This is a genomic window from Pseudotamlana agarivorans, from assembly GCF_018860245.1.
In the GTDB taxonomy this organism is placed as follows: domain Bacteria; phylum Bacteroidota; class Bacteroidia; order Flavobacteriales; family Flavobacteriaceae; genus Pseudotamlana; species Pseudotamlana agarivorans_A.
The window spans coordinates 47,078-66,421 of sequence record NZ_JAHKPD010000018.1 but is presented as its reverse complement, the minus strand read 5'-3'; the positions used below and the strand labels follow the sequence as shown (position 1 = coordinate 66,421).

The 19,344-nt window shown below is 33.5% G+C and carries 26 protein-coding genes; 3 read left to right on the top strand and 23 right to left on the bottom strand.

Going from position 1 to position 19,344, the window contains the following annotated elements:
* Positions 1-102: 102 nt before the first annotated feature.
* From KO493_RS11265 to KO493_RS11255, 3 genes are all read left to right on the top strand, one after another.
* Positions 103-507 carry a BLUF domain-containing protein gene (locus KO493_RS11265; protein ID WP_216068077.1) on the top strand — a complete coding sequence of 135 codons (405 nt, stop codon included), beginning with the start codon at positions 103-105 and terminating at the stop codon, positions 505-507.
* A 55-nt stretch (positions 508-562) separates the two neighbouring features.
* Positions 563-1,225 carry a ribulose-phosphate 3-epimerase gene (rpe, locus tag KO493_RS11260; RefSeq protein WP_216068076.1) on the top strand — a complete coding sequence of 221 codons (663 nt, stop codon included), beginning with the start codon at positions 563-565 and terminating at the stop codon, positions 1,223-1,225.
* A 173-nt stretch (positions 1,226-1,398) separates the two neighbouring features.
* Positions 1,399-2,340 (top strand): alpha/beta fold hydrolase, encoded by a 942-nt coding sequence (locus KO493_RS11255; protein WP_216068075.1) that lies wholly within the window; start codon positions 1,399-1,401, stop codon positions 2,338-2,340.
* Between the two features lie 27 nt (positions 2,341-2,367).
* Here the strand turns inward: KO493_RS11255 and KO493_RS11250 are convergent, their stop codons facing one another.
* Genes KO493_RS11250 through KO493_RS11140 form a run of 23 tightly spaced genes read right to left on the bottom strand, consistent with a single transcriptional unit; the run spans position 2,368 to position 19,164 of the window.
* Positions 2,368-2,859, bottom strand: a complete 492-nt coding sequence (locus tag KO493_RS11250) for a hypothetical protein (RefSeq protein ID WP_216068074.1) — start codon at positions 2,857-2,859, stop codon at positions 2,368-2,370.
* Between the two features lie 6 nt (positions 2,860-2,865).
* Positions 2,866-3,231: a 3-hydroxyacyl-ACP dehydratase gene (locus tag KO493_RS11245; RefSeq protein ID WP_216068073.1), complete on the bottom strand. Its 366-nt coding sequence runs from the start codon at positions 3,229-3,231 to the stop codon at positions 2,866-2,868.
* A 4-nt stretch (positions 3,232-3,235) separates the two neighbouring features.
* Complete coding sequence (locus KO493_RS11240; protein ID WP_216068072.1) at positions 3,236-3,829, bottom strand: porin family protein; 594 nt, start codon at positions 3,827-3,829, stop codon at positions 3,236-3,238.
* A gap of 13 nt (positions 3,830-3,842) precedes the next feature.
* Positions 3,843-4,448: a hypothetical protein gene (locus tag KO493_RS11235; protein ID WP_216068071.1), complete on the bottom strand. Its 606-nt coding sequence runs from the start codon at positions 4,446-4,448 to the stop codon at positions 3,843-3,845.
* Positions 4,426-4,983 (bottom strand): LolA family protein, encoded by a 558-nt coding sequence (locus tag KO493_RS11230; protein ID WP_252723221.1) that lies wholly within the window; start codon positions 4,981-4,983, stop codon positions 4,426-4,428. The genes KO493_RS11235 and KO493_RS11230 overlap by 23 nt, the downstream gene beginning before the upstream one ends.
* 52 nt (positions 4,984-5,035) lie before the next feature.
* On the bottom strand, positions 5,036-5,812 hold the full coding sequence (locus KO493_RS11225) for a polysaccharide deacetylase family protein (RefSeq protein ID WP_216068069.1): 777 nt from the start codon (positions 5,810-5,812) through the stop codon (positions 5,036-5,038).
* The gene (locus tag KO493_RS11220; protein WP_216068068.1) at positions 5,806-6,870 is read right to left on the bottom strand and encodes a beta-ketoacyl synthase N-terminal-like domain-containing protein; all 1,065 of its coding nucleotides are present in this window, start codon (positions 6,868-6,870) and stop codon (positions 5,806-5,808) included. Before KO493_RS11220 ends, KO493_RS11225 begins: the two co-directional genes overlap by 7 nt.
* Positions 6,871-6,880: 10 nt before the next feature.
* Positions 6,881-8,083: a beta-ketoacyl-[acyl-carrier-protein] synthase family protein gene (locus KO493_RS11215; RefSeq protein ID WP_216068067.1), complete on the bottom strand. Its 1,203-nt coding sequence runs from the start codon at positions 8,081-8,083 to the stop codon at positions 6,881-6,883.
* A 36-nt stretch (positions 8,084-8,119) separates the two neighbouring features.
* On the bottom strand, positions 8,120-8,377 hold the full coding sequence (locus KO493_RS11210; protein WP_216068066.1) for a phosphopantetheine-binding protein: 258 nt from the start codon (positions 8,375-8,377) through the stop codon (positions 8,120-8,122).
* A gap of 1 nt (position 8,378) precedes the next feature.
* Positions 8,379-8,999: a 3-oxoacyl-ACP synthase gene (locus KO493_RS11205; RefSeq protein WP_216068065.1), complete on the bottom strand. Its 621-nt coding sequence runs from the start codon at positions 8,997-8,999 to the stop codon at positions 8,379-8,381.
* A gap of 1 nt (position 9,000) precedes the next feature.
* Positions 9,001-10,062: a class I SAM-dependent methyltransferase gene (locus KO493_RS11200; protein WP_216068064.1), complete on the bottom strand. Its 1,062-nt coding sequence runs from the start codon at positions 10,060-10,062 to the stop codon at positions 9,001-9,003.
* Positions 10,063-10,065: 3 nt separating this feature from the next.
* Positions 10,066-11,211, bottom strand: a complete 1,146-nt coding sequence (locus KO493_RS11195) for a beta-ketoacyl-[acyl-carrier-protein] synthase family protein (RefSeq protein WP_216068063.1) — start codon at positions 11,209-11,211, stop codon at positions 10,066-10,068.
* Positions 11,212-11,230: 19 nt separating this feature from the next.
* Positions 11,231-11,677, bottom strand: coding sequence for an acyl-CoA thioesterase (locus tag KO493_RS11190; RefSeq protein WP_216068062.1), 447 nt, complete (start codon positions 11,675-11,677; stop codon positions 11,231-11,233).
* Complete coding sequence (locus tag KO493_RS11185; protein ID WP_216068061.1) at positions 11,655-12,920, bottom strand: ABC transporter permease; 1,266 nt, start codon at positions 12,918-12,920, stop codon at positions 11,655-11,657. The genes KO493_RS11190 and KO493_RS11185 overlap by 23 nt, the downstream gene beginning before the upstream one ends.
* Positions 12,913-13,656, bottom strand: a complete 744-nt coding sequence (locus KO493_RS11180) for an ABC transporter ATP-binding protein (RefSeq protein ID WP_216068060.1) — start codon at positions 13,654-13,656, stop codon at positions 12,913-12,915. The genes KO493_RS11185 and KO493_RS11180 overlap by 8 nt, the downstream gene beginning before the upstream one ends.
* Positions 13,657-13,659: 3 nt before the next feature.
* Positions 13,660-14,655 carry a BtrH N-terminal domain-containing protein gene (locus tag KO493_RS11175; RefSeq protein WP_216068059.1) on the bottom strand — a complete coding sequence of 332 codons (996 nt, stop codon included), beginning with the start codon at positions 14,653-14,655 and terminating at the stop codon, positions 13,660-13,662.
* Positions 14,645-15,052 carry a hypothetical protein gene (locus KO493_RS11170; protein WP_216068057.1) on the bottom strand — a complete coding sequence of 136 codons (408 nt, stop codon included), beginning with the start codon at positions 15,050-15,052 and terminating at the stop codon, positions 14,645-14,647. The genes KO493_RS11175 and KO493_RS11170 overlap by 11 nt, the downstream gene beginning before the upstream one ends.
* A gap of 9 nt (positions 15,053-15,061) precedes the next feature.
* The gene (locus KO493_RS11165) at positions 15,062-15,517 is read right to left on the bottom strand and encodes an ABC transporter permease (RefSeq protein ID WP_216068055.1); all 456 of its coding nucleotides are present in this window, start codon (positions 15,515-15,517) and stop codon (positions 15,062-15,064) included.
* Positions 15,510-15,947 carry a hypothetical protein gene (locus KO493_RS11160; protein ID WP_252723220.1) on the bottom strand — a complete coding sequence of 146 codons (438 nt, stop codon included), beginning with the start codon at positions 15,945-15,947 and terminating at the stop codon, positions 15,510-15,512. Before KO493_RS11160 ends, KO493_RS11165 begins: the two co-directional genes overlap by 8 nt.
* A 3-nt stretch (positions 15,948-15,950) precedes the next feature.
* A complete protein-coding gene (locus KO493_RS11155; protein WP_216068053.1) occupies positions 15,951-17,084 on the bottom strand; it encodes a beta-ketoacyl-ACP synthase III in 1,134 nt (377 codons plus the stop codon).
* 15 nt (positions 17,085-17,099) lie between these two features.
* On the bottom strand, positions 17,100-18,023 hold the full coding sequence (locus KO493_RS11150; RefSeq protein WP_216068052.1) for a dialkylrecorsinol condensing enzyme DarA: 924 nt from the start codon (positions 18,021-18,023) through the stop codon (positions 17,100-17,102).
* A 5-nt stretch (positions 18,024-18,028) separates the two neighbouring features.
* Positions 18,029-18,913: an LpxL/LpxP family acyltransferase gene (locus KO493_RS11145; protein ID WP_216068050.1), complete on the bottom strand. Its 885-nt coding sequence runs from the start codon at positions 18,911-18,913 to the stop codon at positions 18,029-18,031.
* A gap of 8 nt (positions 18,914-18,921) precedes the next feature.
* Entirely contained in the window at positions 18,922-19,164 is a 243-nt protein-coding gene (locus tag KO493_RS11140; protein WP_216068049.1) for an acyl carrier protein, read from the bottom strand.
* Positions 19,165-19,344 lie beyond the last annotated feature (180 nt).

The following is a 19,344-nucleotide window of genomic DNA, read 5'->3' as shown; positions in this document are numbered from 1 at the left end:
AACCCTATCCATTCCAATTATTATTTAAGTCTCCTTTTTTAGGTTGGATTATTTCTATACTTTTATACCGTATTTTAATACGATCACCCCCAATGATAAATCATGCTTAAAACCATTTGTTATATTAGTGATGCCACTAGAAATCTAGACTTCAGCGTTCAAGATGAAATCTACTTAAAGGCGAAAGCCAATAACATTAAAAACAATATTACTGGCGTTCTTATTTACAAGAATTTCAATTTTCTTCAAGTTTTAGAAGGGCCAGATGAAATCGTGGATAAGGTTTATAAAAAAATAAGCACAGACCCTAGGCATACAAACTTATTTAAAGTGATTAACACTAAAATCGAAGGTCGTATTTTTGAAGATTACAATTTTGGTTTCACCGTTATTGATGAAAAAACAGAATTAAACAACCTTTACGAATACCTCGAATGGTTAAAAATGGGACACAATAAACTAGCCAACGAAGTAATTGGTATGGTAGAAAATTTTATTGAAAACTAATCCCTCGCCTCAATCAAATCCTTTATTTTTGCAAAAATTATAATATACAATCTCAATGAGTTCTAAATTAATTGCTCCATCAGTGTTAGCCGCAGATTTCGCTAACCTTCAACGTGACATAGAAATGGTTAATCAAAGTGAAGCCGATTGGTTTCATATTGATATTATGGATGGTGTTTTTGTACCAAACATTTCTTTTGGAATGCCGGTTTTACAAGCCATTTCAAAGCATGCTAAAAAAACAATCGATGTGCATTTAATGATTGTCGATCCCGATAGGTATATTAAAACTTTTGCCGAATTAGGAAGTGATGTTTTAACAGTACATTACGAAGCTTGCACACATTTACATAGAACACTACAAGCCATTAAAGCCGAAGGCATGAAAGCTGGAGTTGCCCTAAACCCACATACAAACATCAATGTATTAGAGGATGTAATCAACGACATTGACCTAGTTTGTATCATGAGTGTGAATCCTGGTTTTGGCGGACAAAGTTTTATTGAGAATACCTATAAAAAAGTGCAACAACTTAAAGAACTTATTGTTACTAAAGGTGCTAGTACGCTTATTGAAATAGATGGTGGTGTAACAAACAAAAACGCAAAACAGTTAACAGATGCCGGAGCCGATGTTTTAGTTGCTGGAAGTTATGTGTTTAAAAGTAGTACCCAAATTGAAACCATTAAAGATTTAAAAGCTATAGCTAACTCTTAAGCAGGCTTTTTTTTAAAATTAAATTCGAAACCTCGACAGAGTCTTAATTAGACTTTAGCGAGGTTTCTTTTTTTAGTGTTCTAATAGCGTTCAACTCTTCATTAAAACAGCTCGGTTTTTTAGTTATATTAGGAGCTTACAAATTAACCCATAAAAAATAAAAACCTTACAACATGTTATCAAAATTAATTCTGAAATTGATGGTTTTATTTTTAATTGTGGGTTGTGTTTCTTCCAAACAAGCTGAATTTAACGATTATATATTTGAAAATAAAAAAGAAAAAAAAGCGTATATAAAATCATATAATCGAGCTCTAAAGTTATGGAGCATACCTTACTCTGAAGAAAATATAAAAACAGATTTCGGAACTGGCCATGTTATTATTTCTGGACCTAAAAATGGAAAAAAAATGGTCTTACTTCACGGTATGGATGCCAGTTCTACCATGTGGTATCCAAACATAAAAACATTAGCAAAAAACCATCGGGTTTATGCTATTGACTTCTTAATGGAGCCCGGAAAATCAACATTAACATCAGATGCTTTATCTTCTAAAGAATTGGTATTATGGTACAACAGTATATTTAATTACTATAAATTAAAAGATTTTGATCTTGTAGCGGCCTCACGTGGTGGTTGGATAGCCACACTTTTGGCCTCTCAAAAAGATAATTCTATAAATAAAATGGTTTTATTGAGTCCAGCGCAGACGTTCGAATATATAGATCAATTGGCAAAGACGTCAAATGCATTACTATTAAAACTATTTCCGAGTCAGAAAAAATTTGAAAAAACCCTAGAAACTTTTTCAACACATCCAGATAAAATAAATTCAAAGTATAAGAAACAGTTTTATCTCGCTAATAAGTATGCGAAATCCAATACTAGTATGCTACAGATGACACCATTCTCTGATGAAGAATTAAAATTCATTACTACGCCTGTACTTATCTTAATTGGCGATCAAGATGTTATAAATTCAGAAAAGAGCCTTGAAAGGGCTCAAAATTTACTCTTTAGAAGTCAAACTACAATAATAAAAGATGCCGGACATTTTCTAAGTATCGATCAATCGGAAGCTGTAAATACAGCCATTTCCACTTTTCTACAGTAAGATAAAACAATTAAAATTAATCGCGCTTTAATTCCTCATAAGGCCGATCTTTTCTTCGTCGGTAAACCCCTTTGAATGTGAAATATAATCAGATAAATGACGCTTTAAAGACGTGTTTTTTATATTACTATAATTTTCAAGTATAATTTTTTTATCACTTTTAATATCTGAATGATATTTCAAGATTTTAGGAACGTTCTGCTGAATACTAAGTCTTACAAAGCGTACTTCAATATTGTTCGAGTCCTTTTCAATAGCATATTCAACTAAACTTACGCCTTTGACAAATCGTTCTTTTTTTTCTTTAATAGTTTTAGCTTCCTTGGCCATGAGCGCTATTGATGCGCCTTTATAAGCAACCAATTCTAATTTATCAGATTTAGTAACACGTTCTAAATTCTTAAAAAATGCTTTAACCTTACTAGTATCTTGAGCAGCATACTTATAAGCATTTCTAGTCGTTTCCAAGTTCACAGATTGGGAAATAACTAAAACAATAAGTGCGAACAAATACTTCATACTTTTTTATTGTACTGTAAAATTACTGGTCAATTTTAAAGCCACAGTATCCTCAAAACGTGTGGTATTTTTAACCTTATAACCTGTTTCTGTTTCAGTTAAATTTAATTGTATTTCTAGATCTGGCGTTTTGTCTGGATTAATAATGGCCATAAATTTTATATTACTTGATGCATTCATAAACAGACGCTTCCCGACCACCTCTTCTGTAAGCTCTTTAATTATTTGCATCATACAAACACCAGGGGTAACCGGGTTTCCTGGAAAATGTCCTTTAAAAATCTCATGATCTTTATTTAAAGTGATTTGAGCCACTATTGCAGTGCCATTTACCAATAAATCCTTAACGGAATAAAAATCTTTTAATTGCATAAATTTAGTAGTTGAATTTATAAAATACCCCTAATTGAATAGTAGAGTTCAGTTGTGTTTCTTCACTTAACTTCTCAGATTCAAAACTATTAAACGTACCTGAAAAAACATCAATTGCACCTTGTTTATATCGTGCCTCGACACCTAACCCATTCTTAAATTCATAACCAATTCCCAGGGCTATGTTTAAGTCTATAAACGAAACATTATTGCCTTCTACGTCATTATATAAACCTATAAGTGTATCATCGGCATCAAAATCAAAACCAGGAGCAACAACTAAATGAAACCCGGATCCTTTAATAAAAAATTTATTAGCTAAAGACAAGGTTATATAATGAATATCAAGATTAGCCTCTGAATTTGATTCAGACTGACCTCCCTGAAGTGAATAACCAATCTCTGGCTGTAATGCATAAAATTGGGTAAATTTAAAATGCCCCATTAAACTAAAGTAAAAACCTGTTTTGGTTTCTAAATCTGCTTTTGAAACTTCCGATAAATTAACTCCGGTTCTAAGACCGAAGGTGCTTTTTCTTTGAGCATACGTCAAGGTAATCATTCCAAAGCAAAGCATGGTTAACAACCATTTTTTCATAGTTTCAACAGGTTTAATTAATAGATTTGAGCAACATTTTAAACTTTATGTTTAGGTGTTGTATTTGAATTTGTTGTGCAATATTATCACTAATTTCTGAAAATGTAAACACGACTTTCTCCTTTCCTCGATTTGTTCTTACTATTTTGTGGATTATGGGCGTTCCAAAATAAAAATAAGCGTCATGATCTATGAATGTTTGACTTACTAACTCCTTTTTATTTTTATATGTGGCCTGCGGTACTAAGTTTTCTGATATTAAAACCTTAAAGTCTTTTTTAAGAAGTTTAACGAGTAACTTTCTATTGAGATCTTCTAAAATAAAATTGACTTCAAATGCACCTTTATTAAAGGTAAAATCTAATATTTTATTTCCCATTTCGGTAGTAAACACAACCCGATGATGATCTAATTCTATTTTTTTAACGATAAATATTCCGCCAAAAACCTTATCATAAATTGTTATAGTTGCCTTATAAACATAGTCTTTATTAGCATCTGAAAAATAAGGATTTAGTAGTGTATTTGAAGTTTCTATCTCTTCAAAATTATGCTTCTTTGGGTAAGATGCACAAGTAAAAAAAAGAAAACTGATACTAATTATTAAAAACCGCTTCATCTATGGGCTGGTTTAAAACTTTATTAGTAAAAATTATTTTGGTGTAATCTTCTGAAGATTCAATCATTTTAACCTCAACTACATCTGCAGCTTCATTAAATTTAATATGAAAGGTTTTTATGAATTTAGCTAATTTTTCATCCTTCGGACTAAAATGTACTACGCTAGTATTATCAATTTTGTAATAGTTAATCGTGAATTTTTCTTCGTCAAACATATCGCCTTTCACACTACTAATTATAAGACTATTTAATTGTTTAAATAATTTACTACGACCAATATCTATATTACTTTTATTGCCTTCATCATTAATATAAATCTTGTTTTCTTTAAATATAATAGCATATTTGAAAGGTGTTTCATACCCCCATTTCACAAGATCTGGGGCTTTAAAAGCCAATTTACCTGCAGATTTTATGTCATTATCTAAGAAATCTAAATGTTTATATTGCGTAAAATCACTAGAAATACTTTGAACGTCATTAGCTAAAGTCTTTACTTTTAATTTTAAATTGGAAGCTTCTTCTACAGTCATTTTCGTTTGACCATGTGTAGAAAAAAAAACAAAAAACAAAACAAATATAAGGTTACGCATAGGCTTTAATATCAAATAAGGTGTCAATAGTTACAGGGGTTAGGTTTTGTCGCTGTAAAAATAACAATAACTGTTCCAAAACTACAATTGTTTTTTGGCTGCTATCGTGTAACAGAATAACATCACCTGCCTTTAAATTTGATGTAATTCTTTTTAAAATAGCACTTTCATCTAATCCAGTGGTGTCTAACGAACGCTTACTCCAACCTATCGATTGCAAACCTGTTTGTTTTAACGCCCAGTTTATATTTGGGTTGGTTACACCAAAGGCAGGCCGGTAAAGCTGGGGTTTTAACCCAGACAGCTTTTCAATTATTTCCGAAGTACGTTCTAATTCTAGCACCACTTTTTTTGTACCAAAAAACCCAAAAAAATTGCTATGTGAATACGTATGATTCCCAACTACATGAAGATTATCAAGAATCTCCTTAAACAGTTCTGGATGTCCTTCTATTTGGTTACCAATGCAGAAAAAAGTTGCTTGAGCATTATATGTTTTTAAAAGCTGTAAAACTTGAGGTGTAAATTCAGGGTTCGGGCCATCATCAAAAGTAATTGCAATATGATTTCTTTCTGTTTTATAATTTGAATTTAAAGATTGAAAGTGGTAATTCCATCCAATAAAAGCAGAACCAGCTGCGGTAAGCAATAGCCAAAGAAGAAAACCAAGACCTAAGAAAATGAAGGGAATATCGTAAAAAAGGCATAATACTAACAAGCCTATACATAACAAGCTTGCTACTATATTGACCGATTTAAAATTTAACATTGCTTTAATAAGGTGAAACTGTGATTTTCACCACGGTATTGGTTGTATAGCAAAACCGTTTTATAATTAGAAGATTCGATTTCATTTAATTTAACAAGATCTGGAAGTTCTTGAAGCTTTAAAACTTTTGAAGCCAACCAAAAGCCAAATGATGAAGCGGTATTAAATTCTCCAGAAATATGTTTGTAATAGGCTTGCTGTGTTTCATTAAAAACGCCTTCAATTAAAACCTCATAAAAACCATCGTAATCTATATCGCCATTACAACCTAAAACAACTAAATCTATGTCTTCTACCTGAAATTCATTAGCACTTAAAAATGCTTTTATAGTTTCGGGAAGTGTTTCTTTTGAAAGTGTATTGTACATTTTAACAGCCACTAATTCAGCATAAGAGCTTCCTTGTTTTTCGTTTGAAAGCACAAAAAAGTTAGCACCTTCTCCATAAACAGCCCCTGAAGTTTTTGAGTCTAATAATGCTGAAACCTTAATTGATTCCTCTTTAACATGGCCAACTAACTCTTGAAGCTTGAAGGAATGCGCTCCAATTTCATCAACCCCTCCAACAAGAATATTATTTTCTTCATTGAAAGCTAACTGTAATCTAGCATCGATTAAAGTAGATTCAAAGGAATTACTCCCATGTACATATGTAAAATTGTAACCTTTACACTGTAATTCTAGTGCGACTTGCCCTCCAACAGTATTATGAGTTGATTGAATAAAAGCTGTAGGCGTTAAGTACTGCTCATCATTATCAATAAGCGCGCTCAAAAATTTCTCCGAATCGCGAACACAACCCATACCCGTGCCCGTAATAATCGCATCAACCTCATCAAGTTTTGCTTCCTGAAGTGCTATTTTTGAAGCGACAATACTCATTTTTATTCCCTTTGCCATACGTCTTGCTGCCGCTGGCGGAATAAAATCTTTATAATTGGGGTTAACAACAGGTATTACCACACCCTCGTGATCAATAAATTCACTTAAAAACTCAGCGTTATCAAATGTTTTTTGAGCCGATATAGAAGCAGTACTATTTATGTAAACCTTTTTCAATATTTAAAATTTAGGGTTCTTTTGAAAAAATAACCGTGGAACAATTCCCTCCAAATCCAAACGAATTTGACATGACTGCTTGTAAGGGTTTGTGCTTTAATTCCAGTTCTGGAGTGATGTCAAACGCCTTCATTTGGGTTTTAAAATTCAAATTAGGATAAATAACATTATGCTGTAATGCTAAAACCGAATAGACAGCTTCAATTGCTCCTGCTGCTGCTAAGGTATGTCCTGTATAAGCCTTCGTTGAACTAAAATCTGGGATGGCATCTTCAAATACACGTATTATAGCCCGCCCTTCAGATAAATCGTTATTTCCTGTCGCCGTGCCATGCGCATTGATATAATCTATATTCTCAGCATTATAACCAGCTACTTTCAATGCTTTTTTCATCGCTAAAGTTGCACCATCACCATTTTCTGATGATGCTGTTTGATGATAAGCATCATTTGCATTACCATAACCTTTTACGTAAGCGAGCACCTTTTTACTTTCTTTCTGGACAACAGCATCAGATTCTAAAACTAGATAAGCCGCAGCCTCACCAAGGTTAAGACCTTTACGATTTTCATCAAAAGGTGTGCTATACGTATCCGATAAAATCATAAGGGTTTTAAAACCATTGATTGTAAATTTAGACAAGCAATCGGTTCCTCCAACAATAACACGATCTAGTTCTCCTGACTTGATTAATCGAGCCCCAAGCATAATAGCATTAGCTGCCGATGAACAGGCTGTGCTAATAGTAGTTACAAAGCTTTTATCGATACCTAATTCATGAGCTATTTTCTGTGTAGAATCGCCCGCATGATGACTTTCAATATACTTCTGAACAGTTTTATTTTCAAAAGATTCATAGTAGTACCGTTCGGTCATATCCATGCCACCAACACTCGTTGATGAAATTAAGCCTGTTTTGTAAGCTTCAACATCATCAATACAAGCATTTTTAATAGCTTCTTTAGCGGCTAAACATCCTAATAATGCGGTTCTTGTAAAGCTATTATCTGGCTTTAAACCTAACTGGGCGGCAATTTCTTCATTTGTAAAAGCAATTTCACCAACCATGATATCATTAACATGATTGGTTTTTATTTTAGAAATTCTAGAAATACCCTTTCTGCTTTCAATTAAAGACTGATAGTTTTCCTCGACATTGTTTCCAATGGCAGAGATTATTCCCATTCCCGTTATAGCAACGCCTTTACTCATAAAAAATGCTGTAAAATTAGAACAATTTAAAGGTTCTTAGTTTGTTCTGTTTGCTGTAATATAAGCAGCCATAGTGTCTATAGATTCAAAAATAGCACGGCCTTGTTTTGGGTCTGTTAGCTTAATACCATAGTTTTTATCTAACATCACAATTAGTTCCAGAGCATCTATAGAATCTAAACCTAAGCCATCTCCAAAAAGCGCATCGTCATTTGCAATGTCGTTAACCTCTACATCCTCTAAGTTCAATTGTTCTATGATAAATTCTTTTAATTCTTGCTTTAAAGCATCCATATTAAATATTGTATAATTTGTTAATTTTGTGTTCGTTATTGTCTATATCACCTTCTGAAGAAACCAAATATAAAAAAGCTTTATAATCTTTTTCATCTTCAAAATCTACCCATCCACAAAGCACTTCTTTTGCCTTGTTTTTCGATAGTAAAATATCTGAATAAGTCTTTAAATGAAGGGCATTAAACCTGTCAAAGATAAAGAAACTATTTTCAGAATTCAATTTATATTTTATACTAATCTCCCCGATACAAATGTTAGGTAATGTATAAACAAATACCGCTGGACTGGGGAAATAATTTGACTCATCTTCAATCGTACTTTGATGTTTTTTATCGGTATTTAGACTGGAAGATTTATTAGAAAAAACAATGGCAATATCTTGTTCTTCGTCTGTTGTATAATTTTCGTTTTTTAATAAAACATCGGCGGCCAAAAACGCGAGTTTACTCAAACTATCCATTTTAAAAAACTTCGAATATTTTGTGTTTTCAGATTTATAGGCTGCTTTTATAAATTCAGTAAATGTATCTGAACCATCCGCATATAAAACCTGTCCATTAAGAGATAATTTGTTATCCTCAATATGACAAAATGATTTTATTTTATACGATTGTGACATCTTACTTTTTATTGAATGTAAACATGGTATGGTACTCACCAAATGCAATATCTGCTTGTAACTCTAGACCTGCTTGGTCTGCGATTTCCATAAATTCTGTCGCTTTGTACATTTTAGAATTCCCGTTGGCTAACACCGTAAAATATATGGAAGTGGCTTCTAAAATAAACTTAGCATTATCAAATTTCTGTCTATCTGTAAAAGTTTCAACAATAATTAATTCGGCATCATCATTCATAGCATCTACACATGTTTTCAATACTTTGTAGATTTCTTCTTTTGAAAAACAATCTAAAAATTGACTCATCCAAATGGTATCTGCACCAGTTGGAATTTGTGGATTTTCAGACAACCAATCGATTTCATGGCCTGTTACGCGGTTTTCAAAACCAGCATCTTTCACGTTTTTTAAAGCCTTATTTAATTGCCCAGGCAGGTCAATCATAGTCATATGAACATCATTATTGCTTTGGCAACATTTAATGGTGAATTTCCCTGTGTTTGCTCCAATATCGAAGATGTTTTTTCTCTCTTTTTCAAAGACAAATTTAACCGCATCACTAAAGATATCATCGGAATAATGGTGATCGAATTCAAACCAAGATTTCTGTTGTAACGGATTTAATTGTGATAAACCTTCATAGATGGTATTCCATTCTCCAAGTTCATTCAAACCTTCTGGTTTTCCACTTTTAATAGATTCATCTAAATGAAAAAGTCCTTTGTAACAAACCTCATTTGTGAAATTAATATTCACATTTACGGTTTCGTTAAAAGCCAAAAAATACCCTGTTGTAGTTAATTCAAAATGACCTGTTTCAGTCTGATTAACGATTTGAGATGATTCTGAAATTTCTAATAAAACACCAATGCCATACGCACTAATGCCTAATTCTTTTGAAAGCGCTTCAAGTGTTATCCCTCCCTTTCTTCTACGATCAAATATGAGTTGAAATACGCCTAGTTTTCTCAAGGCTACAACAGCTTGAAAAACAAATGGTGCAAAAGCGATTTTTTGAGCTTCCTGAATAGCGTCTATAGCCTTAATACTTTGATTTGACATGTTTTATTTAGATTTTTTGAATATTACTGCTGTGTTACAACCTCCAAAACCTGAGGCTGTTTTTAAAAATATTTGCAACGGCTTTTCTTCTGTTTTTTCAATAATATTTAGCGGTTGTGTCACCCCTAAAGTTTCAAAACCAGCCGATTTATATACTGTTTGATTTTTTAATGATTGCATCCCGACAATAGTTTCTAAAAGCCCCGAGGCCCCTAATGTATGTCCGAAATAACCTTTTAAACTATTAAGCGGAACCGTACTTAACCCCATACGATTAAAAGCAATCGCTTCCATTTCGTCGTTAAATAGCGTGGCAGTACCATGTGCCGAAATATAATCGATTTCGCTGGATGATATTCCAGCTTCTTTAAAAGCGGATTTCATACTTCGATACAACCCCTCCCCTGTTCTGGAAGGACCAGAAATATGGTTGGCGTCATTACTGGAGCCATCACCTAAAATGGTAACCGCATCTTCTGAAAGATGTGCTTCACTATTTGTTACTAATGCCGAAGCTGCAACTTCCCCAATGTTTATTCCTATTCTATTGGCGTCATATGGTTTACAAGGCGCTTTACTTAACGCCTGAAAAGAATGAAATCCCGACAAGGTAAATTTGCTTACTATATCGCCGCTAGTAATAAATACATGATCATAAACACCATGTTCTATATAGCGTTTCGCAATTGAAACTGCCAAAATACCAGAAACACAGGCATTAGAAACGACAATCGCTTCATTTTTGAAATTAAAAAAAGCGTTTATTTGATTTCCTAATTTACTGAGGTAAGCACGATGATTATCAAAATAATTGTTTTTTTCAAAAACATCAATATTTCCTTTCGTACTCGAAATTATAAGTCCGACACGATCGTTTAATTTAATCCCTGAAGCTTTTATAACATCACTCAAAGAAGTGATCATCATTTGTTCCAAACGCGTATATTGATATATAGGTGAAAGCTCATCAAAAGCCATTTGTAATTTTTCGGTATCGACTAAAGCACCACAAAAGGGGGCTTGGAATATCTTTTTATCGTCAATAACTTTTAAACCCGACTGACCGGCTGCAATGTTTTTAACAACCTCATCGGTTGAAAACCCAAGCGCAGATACAATATTATTATATGAAACGTGAACCTTACTCAATGCTTATAGAATCTTCAATTTATATGAGTCCAACTTGTTTTTTCCACTCCAAAAAAAACGCTGGAATATTTAGTGATAATTCGCCTCTACCAATATCATCAACAAAGACCTGAACCGTTTCTCCCGTGCATACCAAATCTTCATCTTGATTATAGACTTCGTACCTAAAAATCATTTTTGCGGCAGGGTTATCCACATAGATCGTTTTTATGGTTGCTACATCACCATAACGCAGTGGTCTTTTATGATCGGTACTGGATTTTACAATAGGTGTCGCAAAACCATGATCTTTCTGATTTAAATAGGAGATTCCATGTTTCCTTCCGAAGGATTCTCTACCATCTTCAAAATATTGAATATAGTTACCATGCCAAACAATCCCTAAAGGATCTGTTTCAACAAAGCGAACGCGTACCTGACTTGTATGTTCTATTTTTTTATACTTAGACGGCATTTTTCTTTTCATTATAAATTATGGCAATTGATGTCGTTCCAATAAAAAACAAGAATAACAATCCTAACTCAGGAAGAATTTCAACGATTCCGGTATGCCTTAAAAAGATGTCAAGATAGGCATTTAACCCCCAATTCATAGGTGAAATATTCGATAAAACTTGCATTATTTTGGGCATGATAAAAACAGGAACCCAAACCCCGCCAAGTGCCGCAAGGATAACCACTAAAGTGGCTCCAAAAGGTGCCGATTGTTCTTGGGTAGTCGCGATAGTTCCTAAAAGCAGCCCTAAACCAATTGCTGCTAATCCTGTAAAAATTGTTACTAACAAGAGTAACGGTAATCGTCCTGACACATCCAATGTAGGCAAACCAATTTCAGGAAAAACGAATATCCCTACCAAAAGCATCAAAATAAATTGAATAATACAAACGGCTAAATATACTAGTGTTTTACCAGCCAAAACGGTGGTATAGGAAACAGGGTTGGTACGTAATCGTACAAATGTACCTTGGCTTTTTTCTTTTACTATATTAATTGAAAGTGGCACAATAATGAAAAATATGGCAAATAACGTCCAAGCTGGCACATTATGCTGCACCGAATTTGGTAATAGTTCCTTCTCACCACTTTTGGCTACTACTTCTTTAAAAGTAATGAAGTTTTCAGTATCAAAAATGACTTCTGAAGGGTCGTCGGTGAATTGCTCCTGAAAAGCTTTATAAATGGATTCCGTTTCTATTTTAGAAACCATTTTATCGATACCGTTTTTTACTGAAGATTTAAAGGATTCTTGAGTAGCAGGATCAAAGTAAAGTCGAACTTCTTTTTTCGATATCTCTACAGGTGCCTCCTCCGTGGTGTCTTCCAATCCGAACTTTGCTATAATGGCGTTTACATTCTGATTAACCTTACGCTCTAAATCAACAGATAAATTTTCAGGAATAACAATTGCCAATTGATAGGTGCCTTTATAAACCAAATCTTTAGCTTCAGCTTCTGTTTTATCAGAAATAATTTCAAAAGCATTTGACGTTTCAAGTCCATTTTCAATAATTTCTGAAACGTCTCCTTGATCATTATTAACTAATAATATAGGAATGTTAGTATCTGAAATCGTTTTGAAAGTACTATCCTGAATAAGCGTAACGGTTATGATTAAAACCAACGGCATCACGAACAAAATAGCCACACCACCAATATCGCGACTTAATAGCAAAAGCTCCTTATATGTTGATGCCCAAAGTTTATGCACTATCTCTTAAACCTTTACCTGTTAACCCTAAAAACACATCTTCTAGGTTTTGAGCTCCTTCCTGACTCTTAATAAGCTCTGCAGGTTTTCCTTTTGCAATAAGTTGACCTTGATCTACGATGGCCACCCGGGTACAAAACGATTCCGCTTCATTTAAATGGTGTGATGTATAGATTATCGTTGCGCCTTCTTTGTTTAAATTCTGAAGAAAATCAATAATCACATTTTTCGATTGTACATCGACCCCAACAGTAGGCTCGTCTAAAAACAACACATTAGGATTATGTAGCAAACTTGCAATTAAGTTTATACGCCTTTTCATTCCCCCTGAAAATGTTTCTATTTTTTTATGAGCAAATTTCAACAAACCCAATTGATCTAGTTTATCGTTAATTTTATCATCAAGACTTTTCCCTTTTAGTCCATACATGCTTCCAAAATACTTTAAATTTTCAAAAGCGGTGAGCGTTGGGTACAAAGCGTATTCTTGCGGCACGATACCTATAAGTTGCTTTAATTGATTTTTATTGTTTTTGTAGTTTAGGCCATTTATTGTGAAGGCTCCAGAAGTCGGTTTTATAAGTGAGCATAACATGGAAATTAAGGTGGTTTTCCCTGCTCCATTCGGACCTAGAAGTCCGAAAATTTCCTTTTCAGCAATGAACAAATCTAAATCCTTGACCGAATAAGATTCAGCAGATTTATATTTTTTAGAAATTTGTTCAATGTTAATCATATATTATATGGCCTTTCTTAATTTTTTAAAAAACACCTTTTCCTTTTCTGCGATAACCTCTAACTGTGTTGCCACATCGTTATAAGCATCAATTTTAGCCTTTCTATTTCTGTAAATACGCGATGCATCAAGGGCAAAATCACGCCATAAATCTCCAATGACAGTCATTTCTTTAGAAAGTTCACCTAACGCCTCATTATTAAGAATCTTACTTGACTCTTGTAAAAATGCGGCATAAATATAGCGAAAACCACCTCCACCAGTTCCTATTTCTTCTTGCATTCTAACAATCTGTCCTAGGTAATGGTTTGCTTTTCGCACCCCTTTCTTTTTAGGCCACTTACGAATAAGTTTAGCAACCATTTTAACACCATTAACACCAACAATAGGAATGGGAGCCAGCATGTCGTTGCACGTATGCTTGATGCCTTTTACTATCGCACCTTCTAAATCTAATTTTTCTGGGAATCCTGTTGGGTAATATATATGACCCTTTGGAGCAAAAGCACCTTTAGCAAACCTTACTTTCTCAAGTTGTTTATCGGTTAAAGTAGTCACCGATTCCATTACTGGATCACTAATCAAGTATTTATCTTCATGTTTGCCATAAACAACTAAGTTATGTGCATTGAAATGAAAACGGTACTCGTCAGGAAAATATTCAAGGTTGTATACCCCTACTTGCAACCCTACTGGATTATTATTTTTTAAATTTTCATCTAATCTTATCTTTGCTTTTTCGGGGCTTTTGAATTTTTCATGATCAATTTTTATCCCAACACGTTTTGCAAAACGCTTGAAAATAGCCCCTGGCATGGCCCTGTAAGTAATGGCTGGCGCATGATTAACTTTTAAAAAAGGAATGTAACAAAATAGCAGTCCAGAACCGATACCAAAAACCATTGGTTCACTAACATTAAAGCCATTATGCTTCATTAAATTAGATACCACACCATTCTCGCAATGCGCAGATTGGTGATGCGTAAAGTTAATTTCCATGCTTAATATTTTTTAATTCCTCTATAGTAATTTCAAAAACATCAGCATATTTTTGAAGTATTTTATTTGATAACTTATTAAACACCATAGGTTTAAAATGACGCTTTACACGCCACTTCCATAACCCTACATAGCTCGCTAAAATCCCAATGTCCATTTTATGAACTTCCATGTAATATTCTAATGGGCTAGACTTCTGGTTTAACACTTTTTGTTTTGCGTCCTCAATACGCTCATTAATATCGGCAATAGCATTATCTAGGGCAATTGTTTTTGGTGCCCATCCCGAACTGTGAGCAGTTGTATATTCACCATCGTCATTAACGGCATAACACAACTCCTTAGAGTTGGTCGACTCCAAATTACTTTTATCCTGAGGTACATCGCGTTTTTTCATAACCAAATATTAATTGATTTTCTGAATAAATAAATTCAAAATACAAGATAGCAATTCTTTATCTGCAACAGAAACCCTACACGATAGCGTACAAATACTATAATCGTCTGCATCAAATCGAGACACTAAATGGGCATCGGATCGGATGGTTTCTCCAACAATTGGACATGCACTTACCTTGACACTTTTAATCGCACTAATAAACCCAATAAGTTTGGTACTCTCACCTTCAATATCATCTTCAGCAAAATAGCTTTTCCCTACTATGGAAGAACATGTTTGCGCTGCATTTTCAACAAGTCCTACTTCACTAAAAACACCATCGACTACAAAAATATCATCTTCACGAATTTTAAATGAAGTCGCCACATGTTCATCATCAATGGTAATCACCGAATCAACCATTAAAAATGGTGCCCTATGAGGTAAAAATTTTTTTATATCAAGTGATTGAATGTTAGTCATCAGTCGCAATTACTGTTTTCATTTCGGCTTGTGCGAGTCTCTCATTCTCTTCGTTAAAAACAGCGACTTCTACCATGGTAACCCCCATGAACTCATGAAGAATTTTAACCTGAGTAGTTATTCTATCATTTAACTTTGGAAGCCCAAACACTTCCACTTTTTTTATAGCACCTATGTACCCCGTAGGTGCTGCCTCACCTTTCAAAAAATAGTCATACCCTGTATGCAAAGCCACAGATTGCGCCATGTTTTCAATTAATCCAGGCTCTAATAATTCACTATTACTTATAAATAAGTTATCCTTTGAAATTAAAAAACTTGAGACCACATTTTCAGCAGAAAACTCTAATAAAGTATCCACCATAATAAATGGTGTTTTTTGCGGAATTAAATGCCCGATCTGATTAAGAGGTAACTGTTGCTTCATCATAATCTAACAAACTGTTAACAAAGCGTAAGCATAGGAAAACCTAGAACTTTCGGGTACAGATAATAAAATTTTATCTCCTTTTTTCAGCTTACCAGAATCCACCAGTTCTTCTAACATAAGATAAATAGATCCAGCGCCTACGTTTCCAACGTTACTTAAATTCATAAACCATTTATCCCAAGGAATCTCCACACCATTATCAACCATTTCCTTGTATAAGCTTTCTTTAAAATAATATGAAGAAATATGAGGCAAATAAAAATCAACATCACTTAGGTTTAAGTTATGCTTCTTCACAGCAATTTTAAAACTATCGACACCTTTAACTAGAATATTCTCGCTTAACAATTTAACATCTTGCTTTAGCGCAAACAGTGATTTTCTACTCCATTCGGCAGAAGGATAATCGCTCCAAGATTTTAAAGAACCATCGTCTTGTTTATCGCCACCGGAATACATACAAGCTTCGACTTCGTAGGCATAAGAGTAGCCTTCCATCCATTCAATTTTTAACGGTAGTTTGCCTTTTGGTTCACTTTCTAATAAAAAAGCACCGGCGCCATCGGAAAGCATCCAGCGCAAAAAATCTTTATTAAAAGCGATAATAGGATTCTCTTCTAAAGTTTGTAATTGCTTTATTTCTTCCTCATAAGTATGAGACATTAACCATGATGAGGCTCTTTCGGAACCGGTACATACAGCATTTTTAGTCTGTTCAGACTTCACTGATAAATAACCATATTTTAAAGCATTCATCCCTGAGCAACAAGCACCTGAAGGTGAATTTATCTCTAAATTTCCATTTTTCAACGCACCATGAACCATGGCTGCATGTGAAGGTAATATTTGATCTGGACTAGAAGTGCCACAAGATAAAAGTTCGATATCTTGTAATTTAAAATCTTCATCACAAAGGTTCTCGACAGCGTTTTTAGTTAATTCTGCATTATTATGAGTGATATTGCCTTGATCATCTATGGCATAATATCTTGTAGTAATTTTGTTGTTTCGTAAAACAATACGTCTCCCTTTTGAGGCTTTACCATTAAGCATTCCTAGCTTAGCTTCCATCTCCTCATTACTAACAGGTTTATTTGGTAAAAACTTGGATATTCTTGTAATGTAAACGTCTTTCATACTTTTAAAAATCTTCTATTTTAATGCTACCGATTCGTAATACATCTTCTCTCTCTTAATCTTCCCATAAAAAGGTAAATAGGTTAGCAAAAATAAGATAAAAACAATAGGAGCAATGACCCAAATGGCAATTAACAAATATTTCGTGAAAAACTTGACCCAAAACTTACGTTTATCATCATTTATTTCCCCTTTAGACTTTAAAAACTTAGCCCATTTACTAAAAATAGCATTACCACGTTTATCGGTTATAATTAAAAATGGCTTGATTTTTACTGCACCTTTTTTTAGCAAATTTTCTTGTAAATCACCATAATCATTAGATGATATATGATTTAAAATTACCTTACCAAATTTTGTTGCCTCATCAATATCTTTTTGTGACACCCCTGGTTTAGGGAAAACCTTTAAATACTTTTCCTTTTTACCAGACATCATCCATTGTACGATAGTGATTACACTAATATGGTTAATATGTCTATCAACTAAAGCAATATTGCCGACAAGATGAGCTTGTAATGTTTTTAACTGACGCTTCATTTTTTCTTGCGCCATAATCCACATATTTCTGCTACCACTTATAGTTACCACTGGTGTATTAGCTAATAACTTTTTAGCATCGGTACTTTTTAAAAATGAATTTATTGGAATTGATGGTGTTAAATACCAAACCTGATAGCCCAGAATAATTAAATCGTAATTTTTATCTAATATTTCGTGAGAAACAGGGTGTATCTTAGCTGGCTCTTGAAGAAATGATTCAGGAAAAACACCCATAAACTTTTCTTTAGTCCAAGGAAAAGGGAAATCTTCAACCATTTTTATATTATGGAAGTCTATTTGAATAGAGGAATCCTCTTTTAATGGTGCAACTATATTTTGTAAAATTTCGGTAAGTTGCCCAGACTGAGAATAATGAATGACTAGTATATTTTTCAAAAGAATTATTTTTTATGAGTATTCCAAAAGTGAAAATAGTTAAACCATTGTAAAGGGTATTTCCCCAATATCCAACTTAAACTTTCGGTATACTCCTTTAATAGTGCCTTGGCATCCCTTTGTTCAAATTCAGCCTTTCTTGTATATAAATGATAATGAGTTCGTGTTTCCTTCATAACGTAAACAAATAAAACAGGAACACGAAGTCGTGAAGATATTAAAAAAGGACCTGCCGGAAATGCAGCTTCTTCTTTAAAAAATAATTCAGACAAATATTTTGAACCCGGCACATAACGATCGCCCGTAATACAAACCAGTTCGTTTCTCGCTAGCGCGGCGTTAATCTCAAAAATATGAGAAAGATCCTCTTGAATAAAAATCAGATTAACGTTGGGTTTACTAGTTACGGATTCTAGATAAATTTTTATATCGGAATGCTCGGCGTCTGTAGTTAAAATATTAATAGCGGCTTTTTCTTCCAATTCACCAAAAAAGTGCTCTGCAATTTCAAAATTCCCAACATGGGCACTAATTAAAATACCTCCTTTTTTATTTTTAAGTGTTTCATTGATGAGCTCTCCTCCATCGAAATGGTATGTAAATTTATCCCTTAACCCAGATGAAATAGCAATCTTATCTATAATTGTTTGTCCGAAAACATAATAACTTTTAAAGATGCTAAGGATGCTTTTTAAAGTGGAAAATTTCTGCCTCTTTTTGAAGTAGTCAAAATTCGCTCGGGTATTTCCCCAAGCAAAAAAGAAAAAATACGAGGAAACAAAATATAAAACAAAATAAGCCGACCTTAATCCTAGCTTTTTAATACAAAAAACAAAAATTTTATAACCAAATACGGTCCCCCTCGACTTCCCTCGCCACTCCTTTAACATTGATCCTATTAACTTAATTTATTATCAATTAGATTATAAAAATCTTCGAGCGTGTTAACATTTATAAAGTCTTCACCTTTAACTTTTACACCAAAATTAGATTCGATGGCCACGACAAGATCAACAAAATCTAAACTATCAAGATCTAAGGTTTCTTTTAGGTTAGCCTCAGGAGTAATATCGTTTGCTTCAACTTCAAACTCATCAACAAGAAAGTCGTTTATTTTTTCAACAATAAGCGCTTTATCCATTTCAAATAAGTATTACTTTTTAATAATTTGGGGCTATAATTCCTAATGAGATTGTCAAAAATACATCATTTTTTTCACCTATAGTTTTCGTATCTAAATTTAATTACACCACAAACAAATCCAAAAAACGCACACCTCTAATTACCAGCTAATTAATAAATAATGTGACGATATAAAATA